Here is a 20,279-nt window from a genome sequence, read left to right as displayed (position 1 = left end):
ACGGTTCTCCACAGCCTGGGATGGGTGCAGGTCGTCCACAGGAGAGAGGCGGGGGGACATGGCGGATGAACAAATGGCCGACGTCGGGGAGCGCACCATCGACGAGCTCCTGAACGCGCCCCCCGGCGGCGCCCCCTCGACGGGCGCTCCGGCGGGCCCGGCGGGGCCTCCGGCGGGTCCTGTCATCGTCTCCCCGATCCCGCCGGCCCGCCCGCTGGACGCGATCGACCGGGACATCCTGCGGCTGCTCCAGGCGGACGGGCGCGCCTCGGTCCGCTCGGTGGCCGAGCGGGTCCACGTCTCCCGCGCCAACGCGTACGCGCGGATCAACCGGCTCATCGACGACGGGGTGATCCGCGGCTTCAGTGCCCGCGTCAACCACGAACGGGCGGGGCACGGTGCCTCCGCCTACATCACGCTCAAGATCGTCCAGAACTCGTGGCGCACCGTGCGCGAACAGCTCCAGGCCCTGCCGGGAGCCGCGCACATCGCCCTGGTCAGCGGCGACTTCGACGTCCTGCTCCTTGTGCACACCCCGGACAACCGCACCCTGCGGGAGCTGGTGCTCACCCGCCTCCAGTCGATCCCGGAGGTGCTCTCCACCCGCACCCTGCTGGTCTTCGAGGAGACCGACCTCGACCCGGACCCGGACCACCGCGGCTGAATGCCGAGAGGCCCGGGGCGCCACGCCGTGCGCCCCGGGCCCCGGGCCCTACCAAAGCCACTCCCGCCCTCAGCGGACCGTACGCAGCCCTCCGAAGGCCATCCGCACCACGGTCTCCGCGAGCTGCTCCCGCTCCGCCGGGGCGTCCGGGTGCGGCCTGTACCACTCGACCAGCGAGTTGATCATGCCGAAGAGCAGCCTGGTCGCGAGCCGGATGTCCAGGTCCGCCCGCAGGTCGCCGTCGGCGGCCGCCGCCTTCAGGAGCTCGGCCACCCGGTGGTCGAACTCGCGCCGGCGCTCCATCGCCCACCGCTCGGTCGTCGTGTTGCCCCGCACCCGCAGCAGCAGCGTCACGTACGGGAGCTCCTCGATCAGCACCTCCACGGTGCGCCGGGTCACGTACTCGACCCGCTCGACGGCCCGGCCGCGGCCCGCGCCCGGCTCGTCGAGCACCGCGAACAGCCCGTCGAGCGCCCGGCTCACCGCGCGCCGCAGCAGCTCCTCCTTGCCCGCCACATGGTGGTAGATCGAGGACTTGGAGATCCCGGCCGCCTTGGACAGGTGCTCCATCGAGGTGCCGTCGTAGCCACGCTCGTTGAAGACCCGCACGGCGACCGAGAGCAGCGTGTCGGGGGTGTAGGTGTCGCGTCGCGCGGTGGTCATCGGCCCTCCTCCGCCTCTGCGGCCTCTTCGTCGTAGCCGCGCCGGACCAGGCCGAGCGAGGGCGCGTACCGGCCGGTGGGGTAGCGCTCGTGGAGCTCGGCGAGCAGCCCCGCGAGGCTCCTGTGGCCCACCTTCGCCGCCCACTCCAGGGGGCCCGCCGGGTAGTTGACGCCGAGCCGCATCGCGGTGTCGACGTCCTCGGCGGTGGCGACGCCCCGGTCGACCGCGTCGGCGGCGAGATCGGCGAGCATCGCGACCGTACGGGCGACGATCATGCCCGGCACGTCACCGATGACCGAGACCTGCTTGCCGAGCGCCTGGAACAGCCCCACGGCCTCCTCCAGGCTCTCCGGGGAGGTGCGGACGCCGGTGGACAGGACGATCCGGCCCGCCCGCGCGTAGTCCAGGGCGAGGTCGAAGTAGACGATCTCCTCGTTCGTGTACTCGAACGAGGTCTCGCCGTCGGCGAGGCCGAGCCGGGCGCCGCCGGGCAGGGCGATGTACCCCTCGCCCCGCTTGCGCTTGACCTTCACCCCGGCCTGCTCGAAGAGCTCCGCCAGCGCCTTCGCCGGGCCGAGGTCGCCATGGACAGTGACGCTCCCCGGCGCCTTCGCCGGCGCCGCCGTGTGCGGCTCGGGCCGCCCGGCGCCCTCCGCGTACGAGAACCAGCCGTGCCCCGACTTGCGGCCGAGCCGCCCCGACTCGACGAGCCGCCGCTGCGCGAGCGACGGCGTGAACTTGGGGTCCTGGAAGAAGGACTCCCATACGGAGCGGGTCACGGCCTCGTTGACGTCCTGGCCGATGAGGTCGGTCAGCTCGAAGGGGCCCATCCGGAAGCCGCCGGACTCGCGCAGCGCCGCGTCGATGGTGGCGGGGTCGGCCACGCCCTCCTCGTAGAGGCGCAGGGCCTCCGCGTAGAAGGGGCGGGCGATCCGGTTCACGATGAAGCCGGGGGTGTCGGCGCAGCGCACCGGCGTCTTGCCCCAGCTCTTCGCCGTCTCGTACGCGCGTGTGGCGGCGGTCGGCTCGGTGGCGAAGCCGCTGACGATCTCGACGAGCGGCAGCAGCGGGGCCGGGTTGAAGAAGTGCATTCCGACGAAGCGCCCGGGCAGCCGCAGGCCGCCCGCGATGGCGGTGACGGAGAGGGAGGAGGTGTTGGTGGCGAGCACGGTGTCCGCGCCGACGATCTCCTCGAGCTGGGCGAAGAGGCCCTGCTTGACCTCAAGACGTTCGACGATCGCCTCGACGACCAGGGCGGCGTCTGCCAGCCCGGCGAGCTCGGCGGCCGGGTGCAGCCGCGCGACGGCGGCGTCGCGCTCCGCCGCGTCGAGCCGGCCCTTCTCGACGAGCCGGTCGAGACGGGCCGCGACGGCGGTCACGGCCTCCTCGGCGCGGCCCGGGGCGCTGTCGTGGAGGCGGACGGGATGGCCCGCGAGGAGGGCGACCTGGGCGATGCCCTGGCCCATCGTCCCCGTACCGACGACGGCGACGGTGCGGCTCGGGTCGATGGGTCCGGCTCCGTCGGCCGACACCGCGTCGCTCCCCTGGACGGTCGTGTTGGCGGTCATAGGAGTGATCCTCCCCGATGGGTTTTCCACAGGATCGGCGGACCCCCTTGTCCCGACCGATCGTTCGGTTACTCTAACTCCGTATGCCTGCCCCTGCCCAGCTCATTGAGGAGTTGCGCCCATGGCCGCCGCTCAGCTGACCACCGACCGTCTGGCCGACAAGCACCGGTCCACCCTCGATCAGGCCCTCGACACCATCCGCACGCGCGCGTACTGGTCTCCGTACCCGGAGCACCCCAAGGCGTACGGGGAGGACGGCTCGCTGGACGCGGCCGCCGGTCTCGACGCCTACAAGGCCCTGCTGGACACCCGCTTCGAGCTCGACCAGCCCGGCACCGACGACTGGACCGGCGCGGAGGTCTCGCCCTACGGCCCGGCACTCGGCATCACGTATCCGCACGCCGACGTCGACGTCCTGCTGCCCGCGATGCGCGCCGGCATGGGCGCCTGGCGCGACGCGGGCCCCGAGACCCGCGCCCTGGTCTGCCTGGAGATCCTCGCCCGGATCTCCGCCCGCACCCACGAGTTCGCGCACGCCGTCATGCACACCAGCGGCCAGGCCTTCATGATGGCCTTCCAGGCCGGCGGCCCGCACGCCCAGGACCGTGGCCTGGAGGCGGTGGCGTACGCGTACGCGGAGCAGACCCGCACGCCCGCCGGCCGCGCCGACTGGTCCAAGCCGCAGGGCAAGCGGGACCCCCTGGAGCTGTCCAAGGAGTTCACGCCGGTCGCCCGCGGCATCGCGCTCATGATCGGCTGCAACACCTTCCCGACCTGGAACGGCTACCCGGGCCTGTTCGCCTCGCTGGCCACCGGCAACCCGGTCCTGGTCAAGCCGCACCCCCGCGCGGTCCTCCCGCTGGCCCTCACGGTCCGCGTCGCCCGCGAGGTCCTCGCCGAGGCCGGCTTCGACCCGAACCTGGTGGCGCTCGCCGCCGAGCGCCCCGGCGAGGGCATCGCCAAGACGCTGGCCGTCCGCCCCGAGATCCGGATCATCGACTACACCGGCTCGACCGCCTTCGGCGACTGGCTGGAGACCAACGCCCGCCAGGCGCAGGTCTACACGGAGAAGGCCGGCGTCAACACGGTAGTCGTCGACTCCACCGACGACTACAAGGGCATGCTCTCCAACCTGGCCTTCTCCCTGTCCCTGTACAGCGGCCAGATGTGCACGACCCCGCAGAATCTGCTGATCCCCCGCGAGGGAGTCACCACCGACCAGGGCCCGAAGTCGTACGACGAGGTCGTCGCCGACCTCGCGGGCGCGGTCGGCGGCCTGCTCGGCGACGACGCCCGGGCGAACGCGCTGCTCGGCGCGCTGGTCAACCCGGACGTGAAGGCGCGCCTTGAGGCCGCGGCGGGCCTGGGCGAGGTGGCGCTGGCCTCCCGCGAGGTGGCGAACCCGGACTTCCCGCAGGCCGTCGTCCGCACCCCGGTCATCGTGAAGCTGGACGGCTCCAAGCCGGACGCGGACGCGGCGTACTTCTCCGAGTGCTTCGGCCCGGTCTCCTTCGCCGTCTCGGTCGACTCGACCGCCGACGCCCTGGAGCTGCTGCGGCGCACGGTCCGCGAGAAGGGCGCGATGACGGTCGGCGCGTACACGACCTCGGCCGAGACCGAGCGGGCCGTGGAGGAGGTCTGCCTGGAGGAGTCGGCGCAGCTCTCGCTGAATCTGACGGGCGGCGTCTATGTGAACCAGACGGCCGCGTTCTCCGACTTCCACGGCTCGGGCGGCAACCCGGCGGCGAACGCCGCGCTGTGCGACGGCGCCTTCGTCTCCAACCGCTTCCGCGTGGTGGAGGTCCGCCGCCAGGCCTGACCCCGGCGCCCGCGCGTCCTGTGCCCCCGGACCTCCGGGGTCACGGGACACCGGCGGGCCCGCACGCTCCTACGCGTCCGGGATGTCGGCGTACCGCTGCACCCAGGCGTGCATGGCGACGGCGGCCGCCGCGCCCGCGTTGATCGACCGGGTCGAGCCGAACTGGGCGATCGAGCAGGTCATCGCCGCGTGCGCGCGGGCCTCCTCGGTCAGGCCCGGCCCCTCCTGACCGAAGAGCAGCACACAGCGGCGCGGCAGCACGGTGCGCTCCAGCGGCACCGCGCCCGGCAGGTTGTCGATGCCGATGATCGGCAGGTCCTCGGCCGCCGCCCAGGCGGTCAGCGCCTCGGTGTCCGGGTGGTGGCGCACATGCTGGTAGCGGTCGGTGACCATGGCCCCGCGCCGGTTCCAGCGCCGCCGCCCCACGATGTGGATCTCCTTCGCGAGGAACGCGTTGGCGGTACGCACCACCGAACCGATGTTGAAGTCGTGGCCCCAGTTCTCCACCGCCACATGGAAGTCGTGGCGGCGAGTGTCCAGGTCCTCGACGATGGCCTCGCGCGTCCAGTACCGGTAGCGGTCGACGACATTGCGCCGGTCGCCGCCGGCCAGCAGCTCGGGGTCGTAGCGCTCGCCGCGCGGCCAGGGCTCCGGATGCGGCCCGACGCCGACCTCGGGGGCGAAACCCTCGTCGTACTGGACCGGCTCGCTCTGCTGTTCCTCGGTGGTGCTCACCCGACGAGGGTACGGGGACGCGGCGCCGGAGCCTCCTCCTCGGCGGGGGGCTTGCGCCGCAGCAGCCGGTCCCGGCCCCGGGCCGCCCGCGCGCCCAGCCACAGCAGGAAGGCCGTCGGCAGGAAGACCGCGTCGGCGGAGATCATCGCGAGCGAGAAGAAAGGCAGCCCGAGCAGCACGGCGATCCCGGCGTGCTCCAGCATCATCACCGCGAGCAGGACGTTCTTGACCTTGCGGTTGAAGAGCGTGAACGGGAACGCGACCTGCACGATCACCGTGCCGTAGGTCAGCAGCAGCACCATCACCCCGCTGCCGCCCAGCACGTCGGAGAGGGCGGGCCAGGGGGAGAAGTAGTCCAGCTTGAGCGGGTAGTACAGCGCGGTGCCGTCCTGCCAGCGCGAACCCTGGATCTTGTACCAGCCGGCCGTGGCGTAGATCAGGCAGACCTCCACCATGATCACCACGAGGGCGGCGTTGTGGGTGAGGTTGGCGATGACGTCGAGCAGGGTGCGCGGCTCGTCGGCGGCGTACCGGCACACCAGCCACCACAGCCCCTGCCCCAGCCACAGCACCCACAGCAGCACCACGAGCCACCACTCCCCGGTGACACCGGAGAAGTAGGTGGTGGCCATCAGGAGGCCGCCGAGGAGCGTCCAGAGCAGCGGCCCCACGAGGTCGCGGTCCGGTCCTTCGGCCGCGTCGCTCCTGGCCCGCCGGGCGGCCCGCCGGGCGTCGAGCGACCAGACCTGGCCGCAGCGGGTGAGGACGAGGTAGAGCGCCATGATGTGGACGACGTTGTCGCCGCCGTCGCCCATGAAGATGGACCGGTTCTGCAGGGACAGCACACCGGCCATGAAGACCACGGACATCGCCCGGGTGTGCCAGCCGAGCAGCAGCAGCACGGAGGAGAGCACCGCGAGCCCGTAGACGAGCTCGAACCAGAGCCGCCCGTCCGACCACATCAGGGCGGTGAAGGCGTGGTTGTCGGTGATCAGCCGGCGGCCCATCTCCCAGGACCAGGGGCCGTCGGGCCCGTACAGCTCCAGCCGGTGCGGCGCCTCGCGCAGCAGGAACAGCAGCCAGGTGAGCGAGAAGCCGATCCGGACGATCGCCGTCTGGTACGGGCCGAGGGCCTCGGCCGTGACCTTCTGGACGGCCCGGGCGAGCCGCCGGTCGAAGGGGACGCGGGGCTGCGCGGGGGCAGCGGGGGTGCGGCTCATCGGCCCGCCTCCGTACGGTTCGGCGCGAGACCCCGGGCCTCGGCGCCCGCGGCCCCGGCGGGCCGGTCGGCATCGGTGATCCGCCACCACGGGTAGCTGCGGAAGACCGGCTGCGTGTCGGTCTTCTCGCCACTCCACGAGGGGGACGGGATGGGCCTGGTGACGGAGCGCAGCTGGACCCGCTCGACCGTGCCGCCGAGCTCCCGCTCGTCGAGGCGCAGCATCACGATCCGCCGCATGTAGGCATCGGAGAGCTCGCCGCGCAGCCCGTTGGGGCGGTGGTCGTCGGTGTGGGAGTTCAGATAGAAGTCCCAGGCCCTGCGGAGCTCGTTCTGCTCGGTGTGGCTCGGCAGGAGGCTGCCCCGGATCTCCTCGGCGTCCTGGCCGGTGAGGTCGATCCAGCCGGTGGTCCTGGGGCCGCCGTCGCCGGCGATCTGGGCGCGTACCTGGACGGCGATGTTCTGCTGGAGCGGGTTGGGGGCGAAGAGCTTCCAGTTCTGCTCGAACTCGGGGTAGATCCAGTCGTCGACGGCCTCGCCGTGCTGCTTGGTCAGCGTGTTCGACGGGGCGACGTGCAGGAACACCATCGCGAGGTGGACGCAGGCGAAGACGCCGAGGACGGCGAGCGCGACGGCGGCGACCACCTGGTACGGCAGCGAGAGCGCGGCGATCCCGGCGGCGGGGGCGGAGGGGCGGTCGGGCCGGTCCTGCGGCGTGGGCCGGTGGTCGGGATCCGGGCCCGGCCCGTCGCCGCCGTCACCCCCCTCTTCCCCCACTTCCCCCACTTCCCCCACTTCCACGGCTCCGTCGTCGTACGAGTCCATCGCGCCCCGCTCCCGATCGGCCCAAGCAGTTATCCACAGAGGTTGACACCATACGGGCCGCCGAACGACCATTGAAGTCATTCAACCGAACGATCGGTCGGTAAGGGGTCCGATGACCGCAGGCACGGCAGAGACGACAGCGACAGCCACACCGGAGACGACTGCGACGACGGGGACGACGGCCACACAGGCCGCCCTCGAAGCGGTGTTCGACGCCGCCGTCGCCGCCGACGAGCGCATCGAGCCCCGCGACTGGATGCCCGACGCCTACCGCGCCGGCCTGGTCCGCCAGATCGCCCAGCACGCCCACTCCGAGATCATCGGCATGCAGCCCGAGGCGAACTGGATCACCCGCGCCCCCTCCCTCCGGCGCAAGGCGATCCTCATGGCCAAGGTCCAGGACGAGGCCGGCCACGGCCTGTATCTGTACAGCGCGGCCGAGACCCTCGGCACCAGCCGCGACGAGCTCCTCGACAAGCTGCACTCCGGCCGCCAGAAGTACTCGTCGATCTTCAACTACCCCACGCTGACCTGGGCCGACGTCGGCGCCATCGGCTGGCTCGTGGACGGCGCCGCCATCACCAACCAGGTCCCCCTCTGCCGCTGCTCCTACGGCCCGTACGCGCGGGCGATGGTCCGGGTCTGCAAGGAGGAGTCCTTCCACCAGCGCCAGGGATACGAGGCACTCCTCGCCCTCTCCCGCGGCACCGAGGCCCAGCACGCCATGGCCCAGGACGCCGTGGACCGCTGGTGGTGGCCCTCGCTCATGATGTTCGGCCCGCCGGACGACGAGTCGACCCACTCCGCGCAGGCCATGGCCTGGAAGATCAAGCGGCACTCCAACGACGAGCTGCGCCAGCGCTTCGTCGACATCGCCGTCCCGCAGGCCGAGTCCCTGGGCCTCATCCTCCCCGACCCCGACCTGAAGTGGAACGAGGAGCGCGGGCACTACGACTTCGGCCCCATCGACTGGGCCGAGTTCTGGGACGTCCTCAAGGGCAACGGCCCCTGCAACGAGCAGCGCCTCACCAGGCGCCGCCAGGCGCACGAGGACGGCGCCTGGGTCAGGGAAGCCGCCGCGGCATACGCCGGGAAGCACACCGCGAAGCAGCACACGGACGGGGAGGCACGGGCATGACCACCGACGGATGGCCGCTGTGGGAGGTGTTCGTGCGCTCGCGCCGCGGACTGTCCCACACCCACGCGGGCAGCCTGCACGCGCCGGACGCCGAGATGGCCCTGCGCAACGCCCGCGACCTCTACACCCGCCGCAACGAGGGCGTGTCGATCTGGGTGGTCCCCTCCGCCGAGATCACCGCCTCCTCCCCCGACGAGAAGGACCCCTTCTTCGAGCCCTCGGCGGACAAGCCCTACCGCCACCCCACCTTCTACGAGATCCCGGACGGGGTGAAGCACCTGTGACCACCCAGCCCGCCACCACCCCGGCCCCGGCTGCCGCGGGGCCCGCCGCGCACGCCGCCCTCGCCCTGGGCGACGACGCCCTCGTCCTCGCCCAGCGCCTGGGGGAGTGGGCCGGCAACGCCCCCGTCCTGGAGGAGGAGGTCGCCCTCGCCAACATCGCGCTCGACCTCCTCGGCCAGGCCCGCATCCTGCTCTCCCTCGTCGGCGACGAGGACGAACTGGCCTACCTCCGCGAGGAGCGCGCCTTCCGCAACTGCCAGCTCGTCGAACAGCCCAACGGCGACTTCGCCCACACCATCGCCCGCCAGCTGTACTTCTCCACCTACCAGCGGCTCCTCTACGGCGAGCTCGCCGCGGGCGAAGGCCCCCTCGCCGGACTCGCCGGCAAGGCCGTCAAGGAAGTCGCCTACCACCAGGACCACGCCGAGCACTGGACCCTCCGCCTCGGCGACGGCACCGACGAGAGCCACCGACGCGTCCAGCAGGCCTGCGACGCCCTCTGGCGGTACACCGGCGAGCTGTTCCAGCCCCTCGACGGCCTGGGCATCGACCCCGCCACCACCGCCGCGATGGAGCGCACCTGGCTCGACTCCGTCACCACCGTCCTGGAGAAGGCCACGCTCACCGTCCCCACCGGACCGCGCACCGGAGCCTGGAAGGCCGGCGCCGGCCGCCAGGGACTGCACACCGAGTCCTTCGGACGGATGCTCGCCGAAATGCAGCACCTGCACCGCAGCCACCCGGGGGCGTCATGGTGACGACGACGCCGACGGCGCTCGAAGAGGAACTGGCCCGCATCGCCGGCGCCGTCCCCGACCCCGAGCTGCCCGTCCTCAGCCTCGCCGAACTCGGCGTCGTACGCGGCGTCCACCTCCTCGGACCCGGCCGCGTCGAGGTCGAACTCACCCCCACCTACACCGGCTGCCCCGCCATCGAGGCGATGTCCTCCGACATCGAACACGCCCTCCAGGCCCACGGCATACCCGAGGTCAGCGTCGTCACCGTCCTCAGCCCCGCCTGGTCGACCGACGACATCACCGAGGAAGGCCGCCGCAAACTCACCGAGTTCGGCATCGCCCCGCCCCGCCCCCAGGGCCCCGCCGGCGGCCCCGTCGCCCTCACCCTCGCGATCCGCTGCCCGAACTGCGGCTCCACCGACACCGAACTCCTCAGCCGCTTCTCCTCCACCGCGTGCAAGGCACTCCGCCGCTGCACGGCCTGCCGCGAACCGTTCGACCACTTCAAGGAGTTGTAGATGCAGTCCTCAAAGACCGGACGGGCCGGATTCCACCCGCTCCGGGTCAGCGAGGTCGAGCAGCTCACGGACGACTCGGTGGCCGTCACCTTCGCCGTCCCGCCCGAGCTGCGCGAGACCTACCGCCACACCCCCGGCCAGCACCTCGCCCTGCGCCGCACCGGCGCCCACGGCGAAGAGATCCGCCGCACGTACTCCATCTGCGCCCCGGCCGCCCCCGAGGGCGAGACCCCCGTCCTGCGCGTCGGCATCCGCCTGGTCGACGGCGGCGAGTTCTCCACCTACGCCCTCAAGGAACTCGCCGCCGGCGACACCGTCGAGGTCATGGAACCCATGGGCCGCTTCGTCCTCGACCCGCGCCCCGGACACTTCGCGGCCGTCGTCGGCGGCAGCGGCATCACCCCGGTCCTGTCGATGGCCGCCACCCTGCTCGCCCGGCAGCCCGACGCCACCTTCTGCCTCGTGCGCAGCGACCGCACCGCGGCCTCCACGATGTTCCTCGACGAGGTCGCCGACCTCAAGGACCGCTTCCCCGACCGCTTCCAGCTGGTCACCGTGCTCTCCCGCGAGGAGCAGCAGGCCGGACTTCCCTCCGGTCGGCTCGACCACGAGCGGCTCACCACCCTGCTGCCCGCGCTGCTCCCGGTCGGCGACATCGACGGCTGGTTCCTGTGCGGCCCCTTCGGCCTGGTGCGGAACACCGAACGGGCCCTGCGCGACCTCGGCGTCGACCGCACCCGCGTCCACCAGGAGATCTTCCACGTCGACGACGGCTCCGCCCCCGCCCCGCCGCCCTCGGCGGACGCCCCCGCGGACGCCACCCTGACCGCCACCCTGCACGGCCGCTCCGGCAACTGGCCCGTCCAGCAGGGCGAGACGCTCCTGGAGACCGTGCTGCGCGCCCGCGCGGACGCCCCGTACGCCTGCAAGGGCGGCGTCTGCGGCACCTGCCGCGCCTTCCTCGTCTCCGGCGAGGTCCGCATGGACCGCAACTTCGCCCTGGAGCCCGAGGAGACCGACGCCGGTTACGTGCTTGCCTGCCAGTCCCACCCGGCGACCCCGGAGGTCGAGCTCGACTTCGACCGCTGACCGGCGGAGCCCGCCCATTCCCTTCCGGTAGAACCTGTTCTATCTTGACGATCCGTCAGATCGACAGGGCCGGAAGGGACAGGGCAGTGGACTTCACCTTCACCGAAGAACAGCACGCCGCCGTCGAGGCGGCCAAAGCCGTCTTCTCCGACGTCGCACCCGACGCCGTACCCAGCCCCGCCCTCACCCCCGGCGCGGTCGCCGACGACTACGACCGCCCCCTCTGGGCGCGCCTCGCCACCGCCGACCTCCTCGGCCTCCTCCTCGACCCCGCCCACGGCGGCGCCGGACTCGACCCCGTCGCCCTCTGCCTCGTACTGCGCGAATCCGCCCGCGTCCTCGCCCGCGTCCCGCTGCTCGAAACCACCGCGGTCGCCCTCACCATCCAGCGATACGCCCCCGCCGAAACCGCCGCAGCCCTCCTCCCCCAGGTCGCCCGAGGAGAACTCGTCCTCACCGCCGCCGCCCACGGCCGCACCGGCCACGACCCGGCCCCCCTCGCCGTCACCGCACACCGCGACACCGACGGCTGGACCCTCGACGGCCACACCAGCACCGTCCCCTGGGCCCACCAGGCCGACCGCATCGCCGTCCCCGCCCACACCCCCGACGGCCGCACCGTCCTCGCGCTACTGCCCCGCACCCACCAGGGCCTCACCCTCGCCGACCAGTACGCCACCCACGGCGAACTCCTCGCCGAACTCCACCTCGACGACGTCCACCTCGACACCGCCGACGTCATCGACACCGACGGCGCCTGGGAACGGCTCCGCGACCTCCTCGCCACCGGAACCTGCGCCCTCGCCCTCGGCCTCGGCGAACAAGTCCTCGCCATGACCAGCCAGTACACCGGCAAGCGGGAACAGTTCGGCCACCCCGTGGCCACCTTCCAGGCCGTCGCCGTCCAGGCCGCCGACCGCTACATCGACCTGCGCGCCATGGAAGTCACCCTCTGGCAGGCCGCCTGGCGCCTCACCACCGACGCCGGCGGACCACTGCCCGCCGGCGGGGACATCGCCGTCGCCAAAATCTGGGCCTCCGAAGGCGTACGCCGCGTCGTCCAGACCGCCCAGCACCTCCACGGCGGCTTCGGCGCCGACACCGACTACCCCCTGCACCGCTACCACGCCTGGGCCAAACACCTGGAACTCGCCCTCGGCCCGGCGGCGGCCCACGAAGAGGAACTGGGCGACCTCCTGGCCGCCCACCCCCTCACCTGAACCACGCGCGACGCGGACCTACAGCACGTACGCGGGGCTCCCGCCGTCCGTCACCATCGGGCGCCCCGCACCCTCCCAGGCCAGCATCCCGCCGTCCACGTTCACCGCGTCGATGCCCTGCTGGACCAGATACTGCGTGACCTGCGCCGAACGGCCACCCACCCGGCACATCACGAACGCCCGCCGCCCGTCCTCCACGGCCTGCGTCACCTCACCGAACCGCGCCACGAAGTCGCTCATCGGCACATGCAGCGCGCCCTCGACATGACCGGCCGCCCACTCGTCGTTCTCACGGACGTCCAGCACCAGGGCATCGGCCGGCACGGAGGCCACGTCCACCGACGGCAGCGAGGCGAAATTCATGGGACAGGCCTTCCTTCTCACACCTTGATGACGCCCCGCGAACGCGGACGCCGAACCATCGAAACCTACTGCACCGGCCGCACCAGCACGGCGAGCTCCGTCTCCCGCTCGGCGACCTGCGCCAGCAACTGCTCCGCGATCTCCTCGAGCAGCCGGTCGGGATCGTCCGGGGCCATCCGCAGCATCGCGCCGATGGCACTCTCCTCCAGCTCCCGGGCCACCCCCGACAGCATCTCCTTACGCTGCGACAGCCATTCGAGCCGCGCGTACAACTCCTCGCTCTCGCTGAGCCGCACCTCGGGCACCGGACCGGCCGCCCACTCCTCGGACAGCTCCCGCAGCAGCGCCTCGTCACCACGGGCGTAGGCCGCGTTCACCCGCGTGATGAACTCCTCACGCCGCCGCCGCTCGCCCTCTTCCCTGGCCAGATCCGGATGCGCCTGCCGCACCAGCTCCCGGTAGAGCTTCCGCACCTCGTCGGAGGGCCGCACCCGCTTCGGCGGCCGCACCGGCCGATCGGTCAGCATCGCCGCCGCCTCGGCCGACAGCCCGTCGGAGTCGATCCAGTCGTGGAACAGCTCGTCCACCCCGGGCATCGGCATGACCGCGGCCCGCGCCTCCTGGGCCCGCCGCAGATCCTCCGGATCCCCGGTCCGCGCCGCCCGAGCCTCCGCGATCCGCGCGTCCAGCTCGTCGAGACGCGCGTACATCGGACCGAGCCGCTGGTGATGCAACCGGGAGAAGTTCTCCACCTCGACCCGGAAGGTCTCCACCGCGATCTCGAACTCGATCAGCGCCTGCTCAGCCACCCCCACAGCCCGCTCAAGCCGAGCCTCGGGCCGCTCCCCCTGAGGCTGCACGTCATCGGGCCGCTCGCCCTGAGGCCGCTCACCCTCGGACCCGCCACCCACGCCCTGGTCCACGCTCACGTCCACGCCCGTCCACGTCCTCGTTCCGGCTCGACCCATCAAGCCTACGGTCCTCCCGGGGGGGGCCTCCCCCCCCTCCCTCCCCCTCCCCCCTCCACCCCCTCGCCCTCCCACCCCCTATGAACAAGCCCCAGCCCTCACACCCCCAGCTCCGCCGCCATCCGTCCCGTGCGGATCGCCGACAGCAGGTCCTCGTGGTCCGCGGTGGTGCGGTCCGCGTAGGTGATGGCGAAGGCCGCGACGGCCTCGTCGAGCTCCTCGTTCTTGCCGCAGTAGCCGGCTATCAGCCGCGGGTCGGCGCTGTGGGCGTGGGCGCGGGCCAGCAGGGCTCCGGTCATGCGGCCGTAGTCGTCGACCTGCTCGGCGGTCAGGGCGGCCGGGTCGACGCTGCCCTTGCGGTTGCGGAACTGGCGCACCTGGTACGGCCGCCCCTCGACCGTGGTCCAGCCGAGCAGGATGTCGCTGACGACCTGCATCCGCTTCTGCCCCAGCACCACCCGCCGTCCCTCGTGCCCCACGGACGGGACCGTGAAGCCGGCCGCCGGAAGGTACGGCAGCAGCGCCGAGGGGCGGGCCTCCTTGACCTGGAGGACCAGCGGCTCGCCCCGGTGGTCGAGGAGCAGCACCACGTAGGAACGGGTGCCGACGCTGCCGGTGCCGACGACGCGGAAGGCCACGTCGTGCACCGCGTACCGCGCGAGCAGCGGCAGCCGGTCCTCGGACACGGTCCCCAGGTACTCGCCGAGGGCGGCGGCGACGGCCGCGGCCTCCTCGTCGGGCACCCGGCGCAGGACGGGCGGCGCGTCGACGAAGCGTCTGCCGCCGCCCTCCTCGTCGGTGACGGCCTCGGTCGAGCGGGCGGCGAACCGGGCGCTGGTGTTGTTGCGGGCCTTCGCCGAGACCCGCTCCAGGGTGCCTATGAGGTCGCGGGCGTCGGTGTGGGAGACGAGCTCCTCGTCCGCGATGGCGTTCCAGGCGTCGAGTGCGGGCAGCTTGGCGAGCAGCCGCATGGTGCGGCGGTAGGCGCCGACGGTGTCGAAGGCGGCGGCCCGGCACATCTCCTCGTCGGCGCCGACCTCGCGCCCGGCGAGCACGAGGGAGGTGGCGAGCCGTTTGAGGTCCCACTCCCAGGGGCCCACGACGGTCTCGTCGAAGTCGTTGAGGTCGATGACGAGCCGGCCTCGGGCGTCCCCGTACAGGCCGAAGTTGGCGGCGTGCGCGTCGCCGCACAACTGGGCGGCGATGCCCGTGACGGGGGAGCCGACGAGGTCGTGGGCCATGAGCCCGGCGGAACCGCGCAGGAAGGCGAACGGGCTCGCCGCCATCCTGCCGACCCGTATCGGCGCGAGCGCGGCGACGCGGCCCCGACTCGACTCCTCCACGGCGGCCACGGCGTCGGGCCGCCCGGCGGCGAGGACGAGGGTGCTGTGCGACGCCCGGGGGACGCCGCGCCGCAGGTCCTTGCCGCGCTGCCTGGCGGAGCCGGCGGCCGAGGCCTCGGTTCCGCCCGCCGCGCGCCGGGCGAACCCGGGCACGTGCGGCATGCGCCCGTCCCCGTACGCGTGCTCACGCTGCCCCGGAACCACTGCCCTGGTCTCGTCCATGGGACGACCTCCCCCGACTCTCGCCTGCCTGGCTACCTGCCCGCCTGCCTGCCAACATCAACTTCGTCGACTGGACATGACGGTACCGCCGGGCTCCGCAGGCCGTCTCCCCCTGTGGATAACGCCCTGTGGACAACTCCTCCCGCCCCACGAACAGCCCGGTCAGACCCCGACGGCCTCCTCCATCTCTTCCTCCATCGCTTCCTTCGCCTCCCCCTCGACAGACCCCTCGACAGACCTCTCGACGGGCCTCTCGACAGACCCCTCGATCGCCGCTCCCGCCACGGCCGCCACAGCCGCTTGCCGGGCCTCGGTCCTCCCCGCCGCGACCGTAAGGGCGACCCCGGCGAGGAGCCAGAGGCTCAGCACGAGGACGTTGCGGCCGAGGCCGTCGCCGGAGAGGTAGACGTGGCCGCGGACGCCTTCGACGAAGCCGGCGCCGTTCCAGAAGGCGTGCAGCGAGCCGAAGAAGCCGGGCTGGAGCTCGGGGCGGTAGATGCCTCCGGAGCTGGTGAAGTTGAGCATCACGAACAGGACCATCACGCCGAGGGTGGTCCAGCGCTTGAGGAACGTGTGCAGTCCGACGCCGACCAGGAGGATGCCCGCGCAGTACAGCCAGGACAGCGCCCAGACGCCGCCGAGGCCCTGGTCGACGAGGTGGAAGAGCGGGCCGGCGAAGACGGTGCCGATCAGGCTGACCACGAGGGACATGGCGGCGGCGAGGAGCGCCCTGATCCGCATGGGCAGCACGGCACCGGCGCCGCCGATGACGGCGACGGAGGCGTACGAGCCGATGCTGAGGGCGACGAGCAGGAAGAAGACGCCCTGGCCGGTGGGGTCGCCGGAGGAGACGGGTGCGACGTCGGTGACCTTGAGGGGTTGGCCCTGGGTGGCGGCGACCTGGGTGAAGACCTTCTCGGCGGCCATGGCGCTGGTGTCGGAGGAGGCGGAGGCCACAAGGAGCTCGGGCCGCCCCGCGGACGCGCCATCCGCCTGCACTCCGCCCGCCCGCGACGCTGCCCCCGGCTGCCCACCCCCGGGTATGTACGCGCCGAAGCTGGACCGGTCGCGCAGGTGCGCGGTGGCGGTGGCGCGGTCGGGGACGGTGCGGACGTCGAGGGCGCCGTCGCCCTTGTCCTGGAGGGTCTGGGCGAGGACCTGGGCCCGGGGTCCGGAGCCGACGATGTCGACGCGGAGGTCGTGGGGCTGGGGGGCGTGGAAGGCGCCCAGGTAGGCGAGGCCCATGCCGACGCACATCAGCAGGGGGGTGAGCAGATGCCCGAGGACGTGGCGCAACGCTCCCTTGGTGGTCGGTCCTGCGGACACCGCAACCTCCATGGTTGGCTTTTACAACTAAATAACCGTTGTACTATACAACCGAAGCGAGGGATCGGACCACCGGGTCCTGCCACCGGGCCCTCGGCGACAAGGAGCGCACCATGAGCGACGGCGCGCGGGAGACATCCCTCGACACCATCGAACGGGAGCTGACCGCCTTCGCCCGCCGCGCGCGGGCCGCCGCGGCCCGGCTCCACCCGGAGCTGCCGCTGGTCTCGTACACGCTGCTCGCCCACATCGACGACCAGCAGGGCTGCCGGGCCACCGACCTCGCCGCCCACTACCTCCTGGACAAGTCGACGGTCAGCCGTCAGGTCGGTGCCCTGGAGAAGCTGGGTCTTGTCGAGCGGCGGCCCGACCCGGACGACCACCGGGTCCAGGTACTGCATCCCACCGAGAAGGGCACCCTGCTGCTCGCCTCCACCCAGGCCAGCCGGCAGGCGGCCTACGGGGAGCGCCTCAAGGACTGGTCGGCCGACGACCTCGCCCACTTCGCCGCCTATCTGCTCCGCTACAACGCGGCGGGCGGCGCCGGTCTCCCCGGCGGCAAGGGCTGAGTCAGAGGCGGGCGTCCCGCGCGAGGAGGGCCGCCTGAACCCGGTTCTCGCAGCCCAGCTTGGCGAGGATGCGGCTCACGTAGGTCTTCACCGTCGCCTCGCTCATGTGCAGCCGCCGGCCGGCGTCCGCGTTGGAGAGCCCCTCGCCCAGCAGCGCCAGCACCTCGCGCTCCCGCTCGCTGAGCGCCGCCACCCGGGTCCGCGCCTCCTCCGCCCGGGCGGCCTCCCGCCCGGAGGCCAGCTGCTCGACCACGTGCCGGGTGGCGGCGGGGGAGAGATACGCGTCACCCGCCGCCGCGGCCCGTACGGCGCGGATGAGTTCGGCCGGGGCGGTGTCCTTGAGCAGGAACCCGGCGCCACCGTGCTCCAGCGCCCGCAGTACGTTCTCCCGCTCGCCGAACGTCGTCAGCACGATCACCCGCGTCGAAGGCGCCGCCCGGCGCAGCTCCGGCAGGGCGGAGAGCCCGTCGAGGACGGGCATCTGGATGTCGAGCAGCAGGACGTCGGCGGCGTGGGCGCGGGCCAGGTCGACGGCCTCCCGGCCGTTCGCCGCCTCCGCGACGACCTCGATCTCCGGGTCCGAGGTGAGGATCATCCTGATCCCGGCCCTGATCAAGGGCTCGTCATCGGCGATCACGACCCTGATGTGCTGGCGCCCTGCCACAGCCACAGCCACTCCCCAACGGCTCACGATACGAACACGGGCTCGCGTCCGAGCCCCGCCGGCGCCCGTGCCCGCACCGGCGACTTCACCGGCGCCGCACCGGCACCGGCCGCGCCTAGCGCACGACCTCGTACGACTTCTTCTCGATCAGCTTGCCGTCCTTGAAGCAGAACCGGAAAACGGGCTCGCTCTCCATGCTCTCCTCCGGCTCCGAGCTCATCAGGACCAGGCACGAGGAACCCTCGGGCTCCTTGGGGCCCTTTCCGTGCAGGCCGGTGGTGGCGATGGTGTCACCCGAAGGAAGCCGGTCACGTACTTCCTTCTCGCTCTGCCCGACCTTGACGGCGTCGTACTCGCCCGGGCCGATCATCCCCTTCTGCATCGACCCCATGAGGAAGTAGAGGCCGAAGCCGCCCGCCACGAGCAGCAGCACCAGGGCCGCGAACGCGATCCCGCACCCGATCGCTATCCCACTGCCCGTGCTCCTGCCCCTGCCCGCGCGCATGGCCATCGTCCACTCCCGTTCGGTCACCGTCCAGTCGGCCTTTCCGACCGCGGCCCGAACACCGTCGCGCGAGCGGGGCCACCGCGACTGCTGCCGGAAGTCGTCGGCCGCATCGACGAAAGGATCGACGGGAGAGCCACCCTGAGCGGCGCCGGGCGGCGCGACGCCCAGCTCGATGCCGGCCGTGAACGCGTCCGGCTCCACGTACGGAGAGGCCTCCACCGCCCCGTACGGCAGGACGCCCGCGACCCGGAAGCCGCCGCCGTCCGCCGGGCCCGCGTGCACGATGCCGCCGACCAGGCGGGCCCGCTCATGCAGTCCGGTGAGGCCCTGTCCGCCGCTGACGACACCGGTCGGCTCGACCGCCACCGGCTCGTTGAGGACCTCCACGACGAAGGCGTCCGGCTCGTAGCGCACCTCGACCGCTATGGCGGCGCCCGGCGCGTACTTGTAGGCGTTCGTCAGGCCTTCCTGGACGATCCTGTACGCGGCGTGGTCGACGGCCGGGGCGAGCGGCCGGGCCTCGCCGTGGCGGGCGAGGTCGATGGTGGTCCCGGCGGACCGGGCGGCGGCCACCAGACCCTCGATGCCGGCGGTCCCCCGCGCCGCCCTCCCCGTCTCGTCCCCGGGCCGCACGACGGGCACGCCCCCGTCGTCGGGCGCCTCCACCCCGTCCCGCAGGATGCCGACGACCTCGCGCAGCTCGTGCATGGCGTCCACGGACGCGTTCCGCAGCACGCCGACGGCCTCGCGCTGACGGTCGGTCAGGTTCGGGTCCACTTCCAGGGCGCCCGTGTGCACCGAGATCAGCGCCAGTTGGTGACCGAGGCTGTCATGCATGTCCTGCGCGATCCGCTGCCGCTCGCGCAGCCTGGCCTGCCCCGCGATCATCGCCCGCTCCCTGATCAGCTGGGCGTTGCGCTGCTGCAGCGCGTGCAGCAGGGTCCTGCGCTGGGTCCAGTAGCGGTGGGCGAGACCGGGCGCGAGGGTGGTCGCCAGGAAGTACAGCGTGGTGATGAAGGAGAGCGTGAGCAGCATGCGCTGGTCCCAGGCCTCGGCCACCGTGCCCACGACGTTCAGCACGTACGCGGCGGTGAACGCGGCCAAAGCCCGCCCGGCGCCCGCGATGTAGCGGCCGGCGGACCACCCTATGAGGATCAGCAGCACCAGGAACCCCGGCACGAAGGGCGCGAGGAACGACGTGACGATGAGCACGGTCGCGGGGAGCCGGCGGCGCAGCAGCGACAGCACGGCGGAGCCCGCGGCGACGGCGGCGAGCGCCCAGCCGTCGCCGCCGAGCAGATCCTCGGTGCCCGCGGACAACAGCGCCATGACGACGGCGAGGACCAGCTCACCGGCGGTCCTGCGCCGGGACCACTGACCGGGCACGAGGAACCAGTGCCAGGCGGCACCGGGCCACGTCCTGAACTTCGTACGAGCTTCCACGTCCGCACGATAGGCGCCGCTCCCGCCGGCCGGCCGTCCTCTTTCGTCGCGACCCGCACCAACGAACGTCGCACCCACCGACGCCCAGCAACACCCCCTACACAACGCAGAAGCCCCGCAGATCTTTCGATCTACGGGGCTTCCGTCTGGTGCGCGAGGGGGGAGTTGAACCCCCACGCCCTTTCGGGCACTGGAACCTGAATCCAGCGCGTCTGCCTATTCCGCCACCCGCGCATTGAGTGGCCTCCGAGCTTCCGGGCTTTCGGCCCGTCTGCTTGGCGACATCTGAAGATTAGCACGTCGGAGACGGTGGATTCACATCCGTTGTTTCGCCCCCGCCTCCGCTGACAAGGAGAGGGAGGAGGGACGGACAGGACGGAGCGGGACGGAGGAG

20 protein-coding genes and 1 tRNA gene are annotated in these 20,279 nt (G+C 72.4%); 9 read left to right on the top strand and 12 right to left on the bottom strand.

Features of this window, described 5'->3' with window-relative positions; genetic code table 11:
* The first annotated feature begins 58 nt into the window (after nucleotides 1-58).
* Entirely contained in the window at nucleotides 59-664 is a 606-nt protein-coding gene (locus ABTZ54_RS08105) for an Lrp/AsnC family transcriptional regulator (protein WP_351658519.1), read from the top strand.
* A 69-nt stretch (nucleotides 665-733) separates the two neighbouring features.
* On the opposite strand, the gene ABTZ54_RS08100 is transcribed toward ABTZ54_RS08105, so the two are convergent.
* Both ABTZ54_RS08100 and ABTZ54_RS08095 read right to left on the bottom strand, forming a co-directional pair.
* Entirely contained in the window at nucleotides 734-1,327 is a 594-nt protein-coding gene (locus ABTZ54_RS08100; RefSeq protein WP_351658517.1) for a TetR/AcrR family transcriptional regulator, read from the bottom strand.
* Nucleotides 1,324-2,895, bottom strand: a complete 1,572-nt coding sequence (locus ABTZ54_RS08095) for a 3-hydroxyacyl-CoA dehydrogenase (RefSeq protein WP_351658515.1) — start codon at nucleotides 2,893-2,895, stop codon at nucleotides 1,324-1,326. Before ABTZ54_RS08095 ends, ABTZ54_RS08100 begins: the two co-directional genes overlap by 4 nt.
* Before the next feature lie 121 nt (nucleotides 2,896-3,016).
* Between ABTZ54_RS08095 and paaN the strand changes: the two genes are divergently transcribed.
* Entirely contained in the window at nucleotides 3,017-4,714 is a 1,698-nt protein-coding gene (gene paaN / locus ABTZ54_RS08090; RefSeq protein ID WP_351658513.1) for a phenylacetic acid degradation protein PaaN, read from the top strand.
* 69 nt (nucleotides 4,715-4,783) lie between these two features.
* Here the strand turns inward: paaN and ABTZ54_RS08085 are convergent, their stop codons facing one another.
* Genes ABTZ54_RS08085 through ABTZ54_RS08075 form a run of 3 tightly spaced genes read right to left on the bottom strand, consistent with a single transcriptional unit; the run spans nucleotide 4,784 to nucleotide 7,493 of the window.
* Complete coding sequence (locus tag ABTZ54_RS08085) at nucleotides 4,784-5,449, bottom strand: TrmH family RNA methyltransferase (protein WP_351658511.1); 666 nt, start codon at nucleotides 5,447-5,449, stop codon at nucleotides 4,784-4,786.
* The gene (locus tag ABTZ54_RS08080) at nucleotides 5,446-6,669 is read right to left on the bottom strand and encodes an HTTM domain-containing protein (RefSeq protein ID WP_351658509.1); all 1,224 of its coding nucleotides are present in this window, start codon (nucleotides 6,667-6,669) and stop codon (nucleotides 5,446-5,448) included. Before ABTZ54_RS08080 ends, ABTZ54_RS08085 begins: the two co-directional genes overlap by 4 nt.
* Nucleotides 6,666-7,493, bottom strand: coding sequence for a DUF5819 family protein (locus ABTZ54_RS08075; RefSeq protein WP_502997199.1), 828 nt, complete (start codon nucleotides 7,491-7,493; stop codon nucleotides 6,666-6,668). Before ABTZ54_RS08075 ends, ABTZ54_RS08080 begins: the two co-directional genes overlap by 4 nt.
* Before the next feature lie 112 nt (nucleotides 7,494-7,605).
* Between ABTZ54_RS08075 and paaA the strand changes: the two genes are divergently transcribed.
* The 6 genes from paaA (at nucleotide 7,606) to ABTZ54_RS08045 (ending at nucleotide 12,479) form a co-directional block, all read left to right on the top strand.
* Nucleotides 7,606-8,631, top strand: a complete 1,026-nt coding sequence (gene paaA, locus ABTZ54_RS08070; RefSeq protein WP_351658505.1) for a 1,2-phenylacetyl-CoA epoxidase subunit PaaA — start codon at nucleotides 7,606-7,608, stop codon at nucleotides 8,629-8,631.
* Nucleotides 8,628-8,915 carry a 1,2-phenylacetyl-CoA epoxidase subunit PaaB gene (gene paaB / locus ABTZ54_RS08065; protein ID WP_132915829.1) on the top strand — a complete coding sequence of 96 codons (288 nt, stop codon included), beginning with the start codon at nucleotides 8,628-8,630 and terminating at the stop codon, nucleotides 8,913-8,915. The genes paaA and paaB overlap by 4 nt, the downstream gene beginning before the upstream one ends.
* Complete coding sequence (gene paaC / locus ABTZ54_RS08060) at nucleotides 8,912-9,673, top strand: 1,2-phenylacetyl-CoA epoxidase subunit PaaC (protein ID WP_351658502.1); 762 nt, start codon at nucleotides 8,912-8,914, stop codon at nucleotides 9,671-9,673. Before paaB ends, paaC begins: the two co-directional genes overlap by 4 nt.
* Nucleotides 9,667-10,170 carry a 1,2-phenylacetyl-CoA epoxidase subunit PaaD gene (paaD, locus tag ABTZ54_RS08055; protein WP_351658501.1) on the top strand — a complete coding sequence of 168 codons (504 nt, stop codon included), beginning with the start codon at nucleotides 9,667-9,669 and terminating at the stop codon, nucleotides 10,168-10,170. The genes paaC and paaD overlap by 7 nt, the downstream gene beginning before the upstream one ends.
* The gene (locus tag ABTZ54_RS08050; protein ID WP_351658499.1) at nucleotides 10,171-11,259 is read left to right on the top strand and encodes a 2Fe-2S iron-sulfur cluster-binding protein; all 1,089 of its coding nucleotides are present in this window, start codon (nucleotides 10,171-10,173) and stop codon (nucleotides 11,257-11,259) included. It abuts the gene before it with no gap.
* Nucleotides 11,260-11,345: 86 nt separating this feature from the next.
* Entirely contained in the window at nucleotides 11,346-12,479 is a 1,134-nt protein-coding gene (locus ABTZ54_RS08045; protein WP_351658497.1) for an acyl-CoA dehydrogenase family protein, read from the top strand.
* Nucleotides 12,480-12,497: 18 nt separating this feature from the next.
* On the opposite strand, the gene ABTZ54_RS08040 is transcribed toward ABTZ54_RS08045, so the two are convergent.
* From ABTZ54_RS08040 to ABTZ54_RS08025, 4 genes are all read right to left on the bottom strand, one after another.
* Nucleotides 12,498-12,842: a rhodanese-like domain-containing protein gene (locus ABTZ54_RS08040; RefSeq protein WP_351658495.1), complete on the bottom strand. Its 345-nt coding sequence runs from the start codon at nucleotides 12,840-12,842 to the stop codon at nucleotides 12,498-12,500.
* Between the two features lie 65 nt (nucleotides 12,843-12,907).
* Nucleotides 12,908-13,810: a hypothetical protein gene (locus tag ABTZ54_RS08035; RefSeq protein ID WP_351658492.1), complete on the bottom strand. Its 903-nt coding sequence runs from the start codon at nucleotides 13,808-13,810 to the stop codon at nucleotides 12,908-12,910.
* Nucleotides 13,811-13,908: 98 nt separating this feature from the next.
* Nucleotides 13,909-15,375, bottom strand: a complete 1,467-nt coding sequence (locus tag ABTZ54_RS08030; RefSeq protein WP_351658491.1) for a DUF2252 domain-containing protein — start codon at nucleotides 15,373-15,375, stop codon at nucleotides 13,909-13,911.
* A gap of 162 nt (nucleotides 15,376-15,537) precedes the next feature.
* Complete coding sequence (locus tag ABTZ54_RS08025) at nucleotides 15,538-16,701, bottom strand: ABC-2 transporter permease (RefSeq protein WP_502997198.1); 1,164 nt, start codon at nucleotides 16,699-16,701, stop codon at nucleotides 15,538-15,540.
* Nucleotides 16,702-16,814: 113 nt separating this feature from the next.
* Here ABTZ54_RS08025 and ABTZ54_RS08020 point away from each other — a divergent pair, with 113 nt between their 5' ends.
* Nucleotides 16,815-17,270: a MarR family winged helix-turn-helix transcriptional regulator gene (locus ABTZ54_RS08020; RefSeq protein ID WP_351658487.1), complete on the top strand. Its 456-nt coding sequence runs from the start codon at nucleotides 16,815-16,817 to the stop codon at nucleotides 17,268-17,270.
* A gap of 1 nt (nucleotide 17,271) precedes the next feature.
* On the opposite strand, the gene ABTZ54_RS08015 is transcribed toward ABTZ54_RS08020, so the two are convergent.
* The 3 genes from ABTZ54_RS08015 to ABTZ54_RS08005 all read right to left on the bottom strand — a co-directional run bounded on the left by ABTZ54_RS08015 (nucleotide 17,272) and on the right by ABTZ54_RS08005 (nucleotide 20,119).
* The gene (locus ABTZ54_RS08015) at nucleotides 17,272-17,934 is read right to left on the bottom strand and encodes a response regulator (protein ID WP_351658587.1); all 663 of its coding nucleotides are present in this window, start codon (nucleotides 17,932-17,934) and stop codon (nucleotides 17,272-17,274) included.
* A gap of 115 nt (nucleotides 17,935-18,049) precedes the next feature.
* A complete protein-coding gene (locus ABTZ54_RS08010) occupies nucleotides 18,050-19,885 on the bottom strand; it encodes a sensor histidine kinase (protein WP_351658485.1) in 1,836 nt (611 codons plus the stop codon).
* A gap of 147 nt (nucleotides 19,886-20,032) precedes the next feature.
* Nucleotides 20,033-20,119: transfer RNA gene (locus tag ABTZ54_RS08005), tRNA-Leu, on the bottom strand.
* Nucleotides 20,120-20,279 lie beyond the last annotated feature (160 nt).

The organism is Streptomyces sp. NPDC094032 (assembly GCF_040303965.1).
In the GTDB taxonomy this organism is placed as follows: Bacteria; Actinomycetota; Actinomycetes; order Streptomycetales; family Streptomycetaceae; genus Streptomyces.
This window is presented reverse-complemented; position numbering and strand designations above follow the sequence as displayed.

Excerpts from the sequence above, each read along its gene's own strand:
- ABTZ54_RS08095 (WP_351658515.1), bottom strand. The coding sequence starts at position 2,895 with ATGACCGCCAACACGACCGTCCAGGGGAGCGACGCGGTGTCGGCCGAC.
- ABTZ54_RS08035 (WP_351658492.1), bottom strand. The coding sequence starts at position 13,810 with ATGGGTCGAGCCGGAACGAGGACGTGGACGGGCGTGGACGTGAGCGTG.
- ABTZ54_RS08050 (WP_351658499.1), top strand. The coding sequence starts at position 10,171 with ATGCAGTCCTCAAAGACCGGACGGGCCGGATTCCACCCGCTCCGGGTC.
- ABTZ54_RS08105 (WP_351658519.1), top strand. The coding sequence starts at position 59 with ATGGCGGATGAACAAATGGCCGACGTCGGGGAGCGCACCATCGACGAG.
- ABTZ54_RS08080 (WP_351658509.1), bottom strand. The coding sequence starts at position 6,669 with ATGAGCCGCACCCCCGCTGCCCCCGCGCAGCCCCGCGTCCCCTTCGAC.
- paaN (WP_351658513.1), top strand. The coding sequence starts at position 3,017 with ATGGCCGCCGCTCAGCTGACCACCGACCGTCTGGCCGACAAGCACCGG.
- ABTZ54_RS08020 (WP_351658487.1), top strand. The coding sequence starts at position 16,815 with ATGAGCGACGGCGCGCGGGAGACATCCCTCGACACCATCGAACGGGAG.
- ABTZ54_RS08100 (WP_351658517.1), bottom strand. The coding sequence starts at position 1,327 with ATGACCACCGCGCGACGCGACACCTACACCCCCGACACGCTGCTCTCG.
- ABTZ54_RS08030 (WP_351658491.1), bottom strand. The coding sequence starts at position 15,375 with ATGGACGAGACCAGGGCAGTGGTTCCGGGGCAGCGTGAGCACGCGTAC.
- paaD (WP_351658501.1), top strand. The coding sequence starts at position 9,667 with ATGGTGACGACGACGCCGACGGCGCTCGAAGAGGAACTGGCCCGCATC.
- paaA (WP_351658505.1), top strand. The coding sequence starts at position 7,606 with ATGACCGCAGGCACGGCAGAGACGACAGCGACAGCCACACCGGAGACG.
- ABTZ54_RS08040 (WP_351658495.1), bottom strand. The coding sequence starts at position 12,842 with ATGAATTTCGCCTCGCTGCCGTCGGTGGACGTGGCCTCCGTGCCGGCC.
- paaB (WP_132915829.1), top strand. The coding sequence starts at position 8,628 with ATGACCACCGACGGATGGCCGCTGTGGGAGGTGTTCGTGCGCTCGCGC.
- ABTZ54_RS08075 (WP_502997199.1), bottom strand. The coding sequence starts at position 7,493 with ATGGACTCGTACGACGACGGAGCCGTGGAAGTGGGGGAAGTGGGGGAA.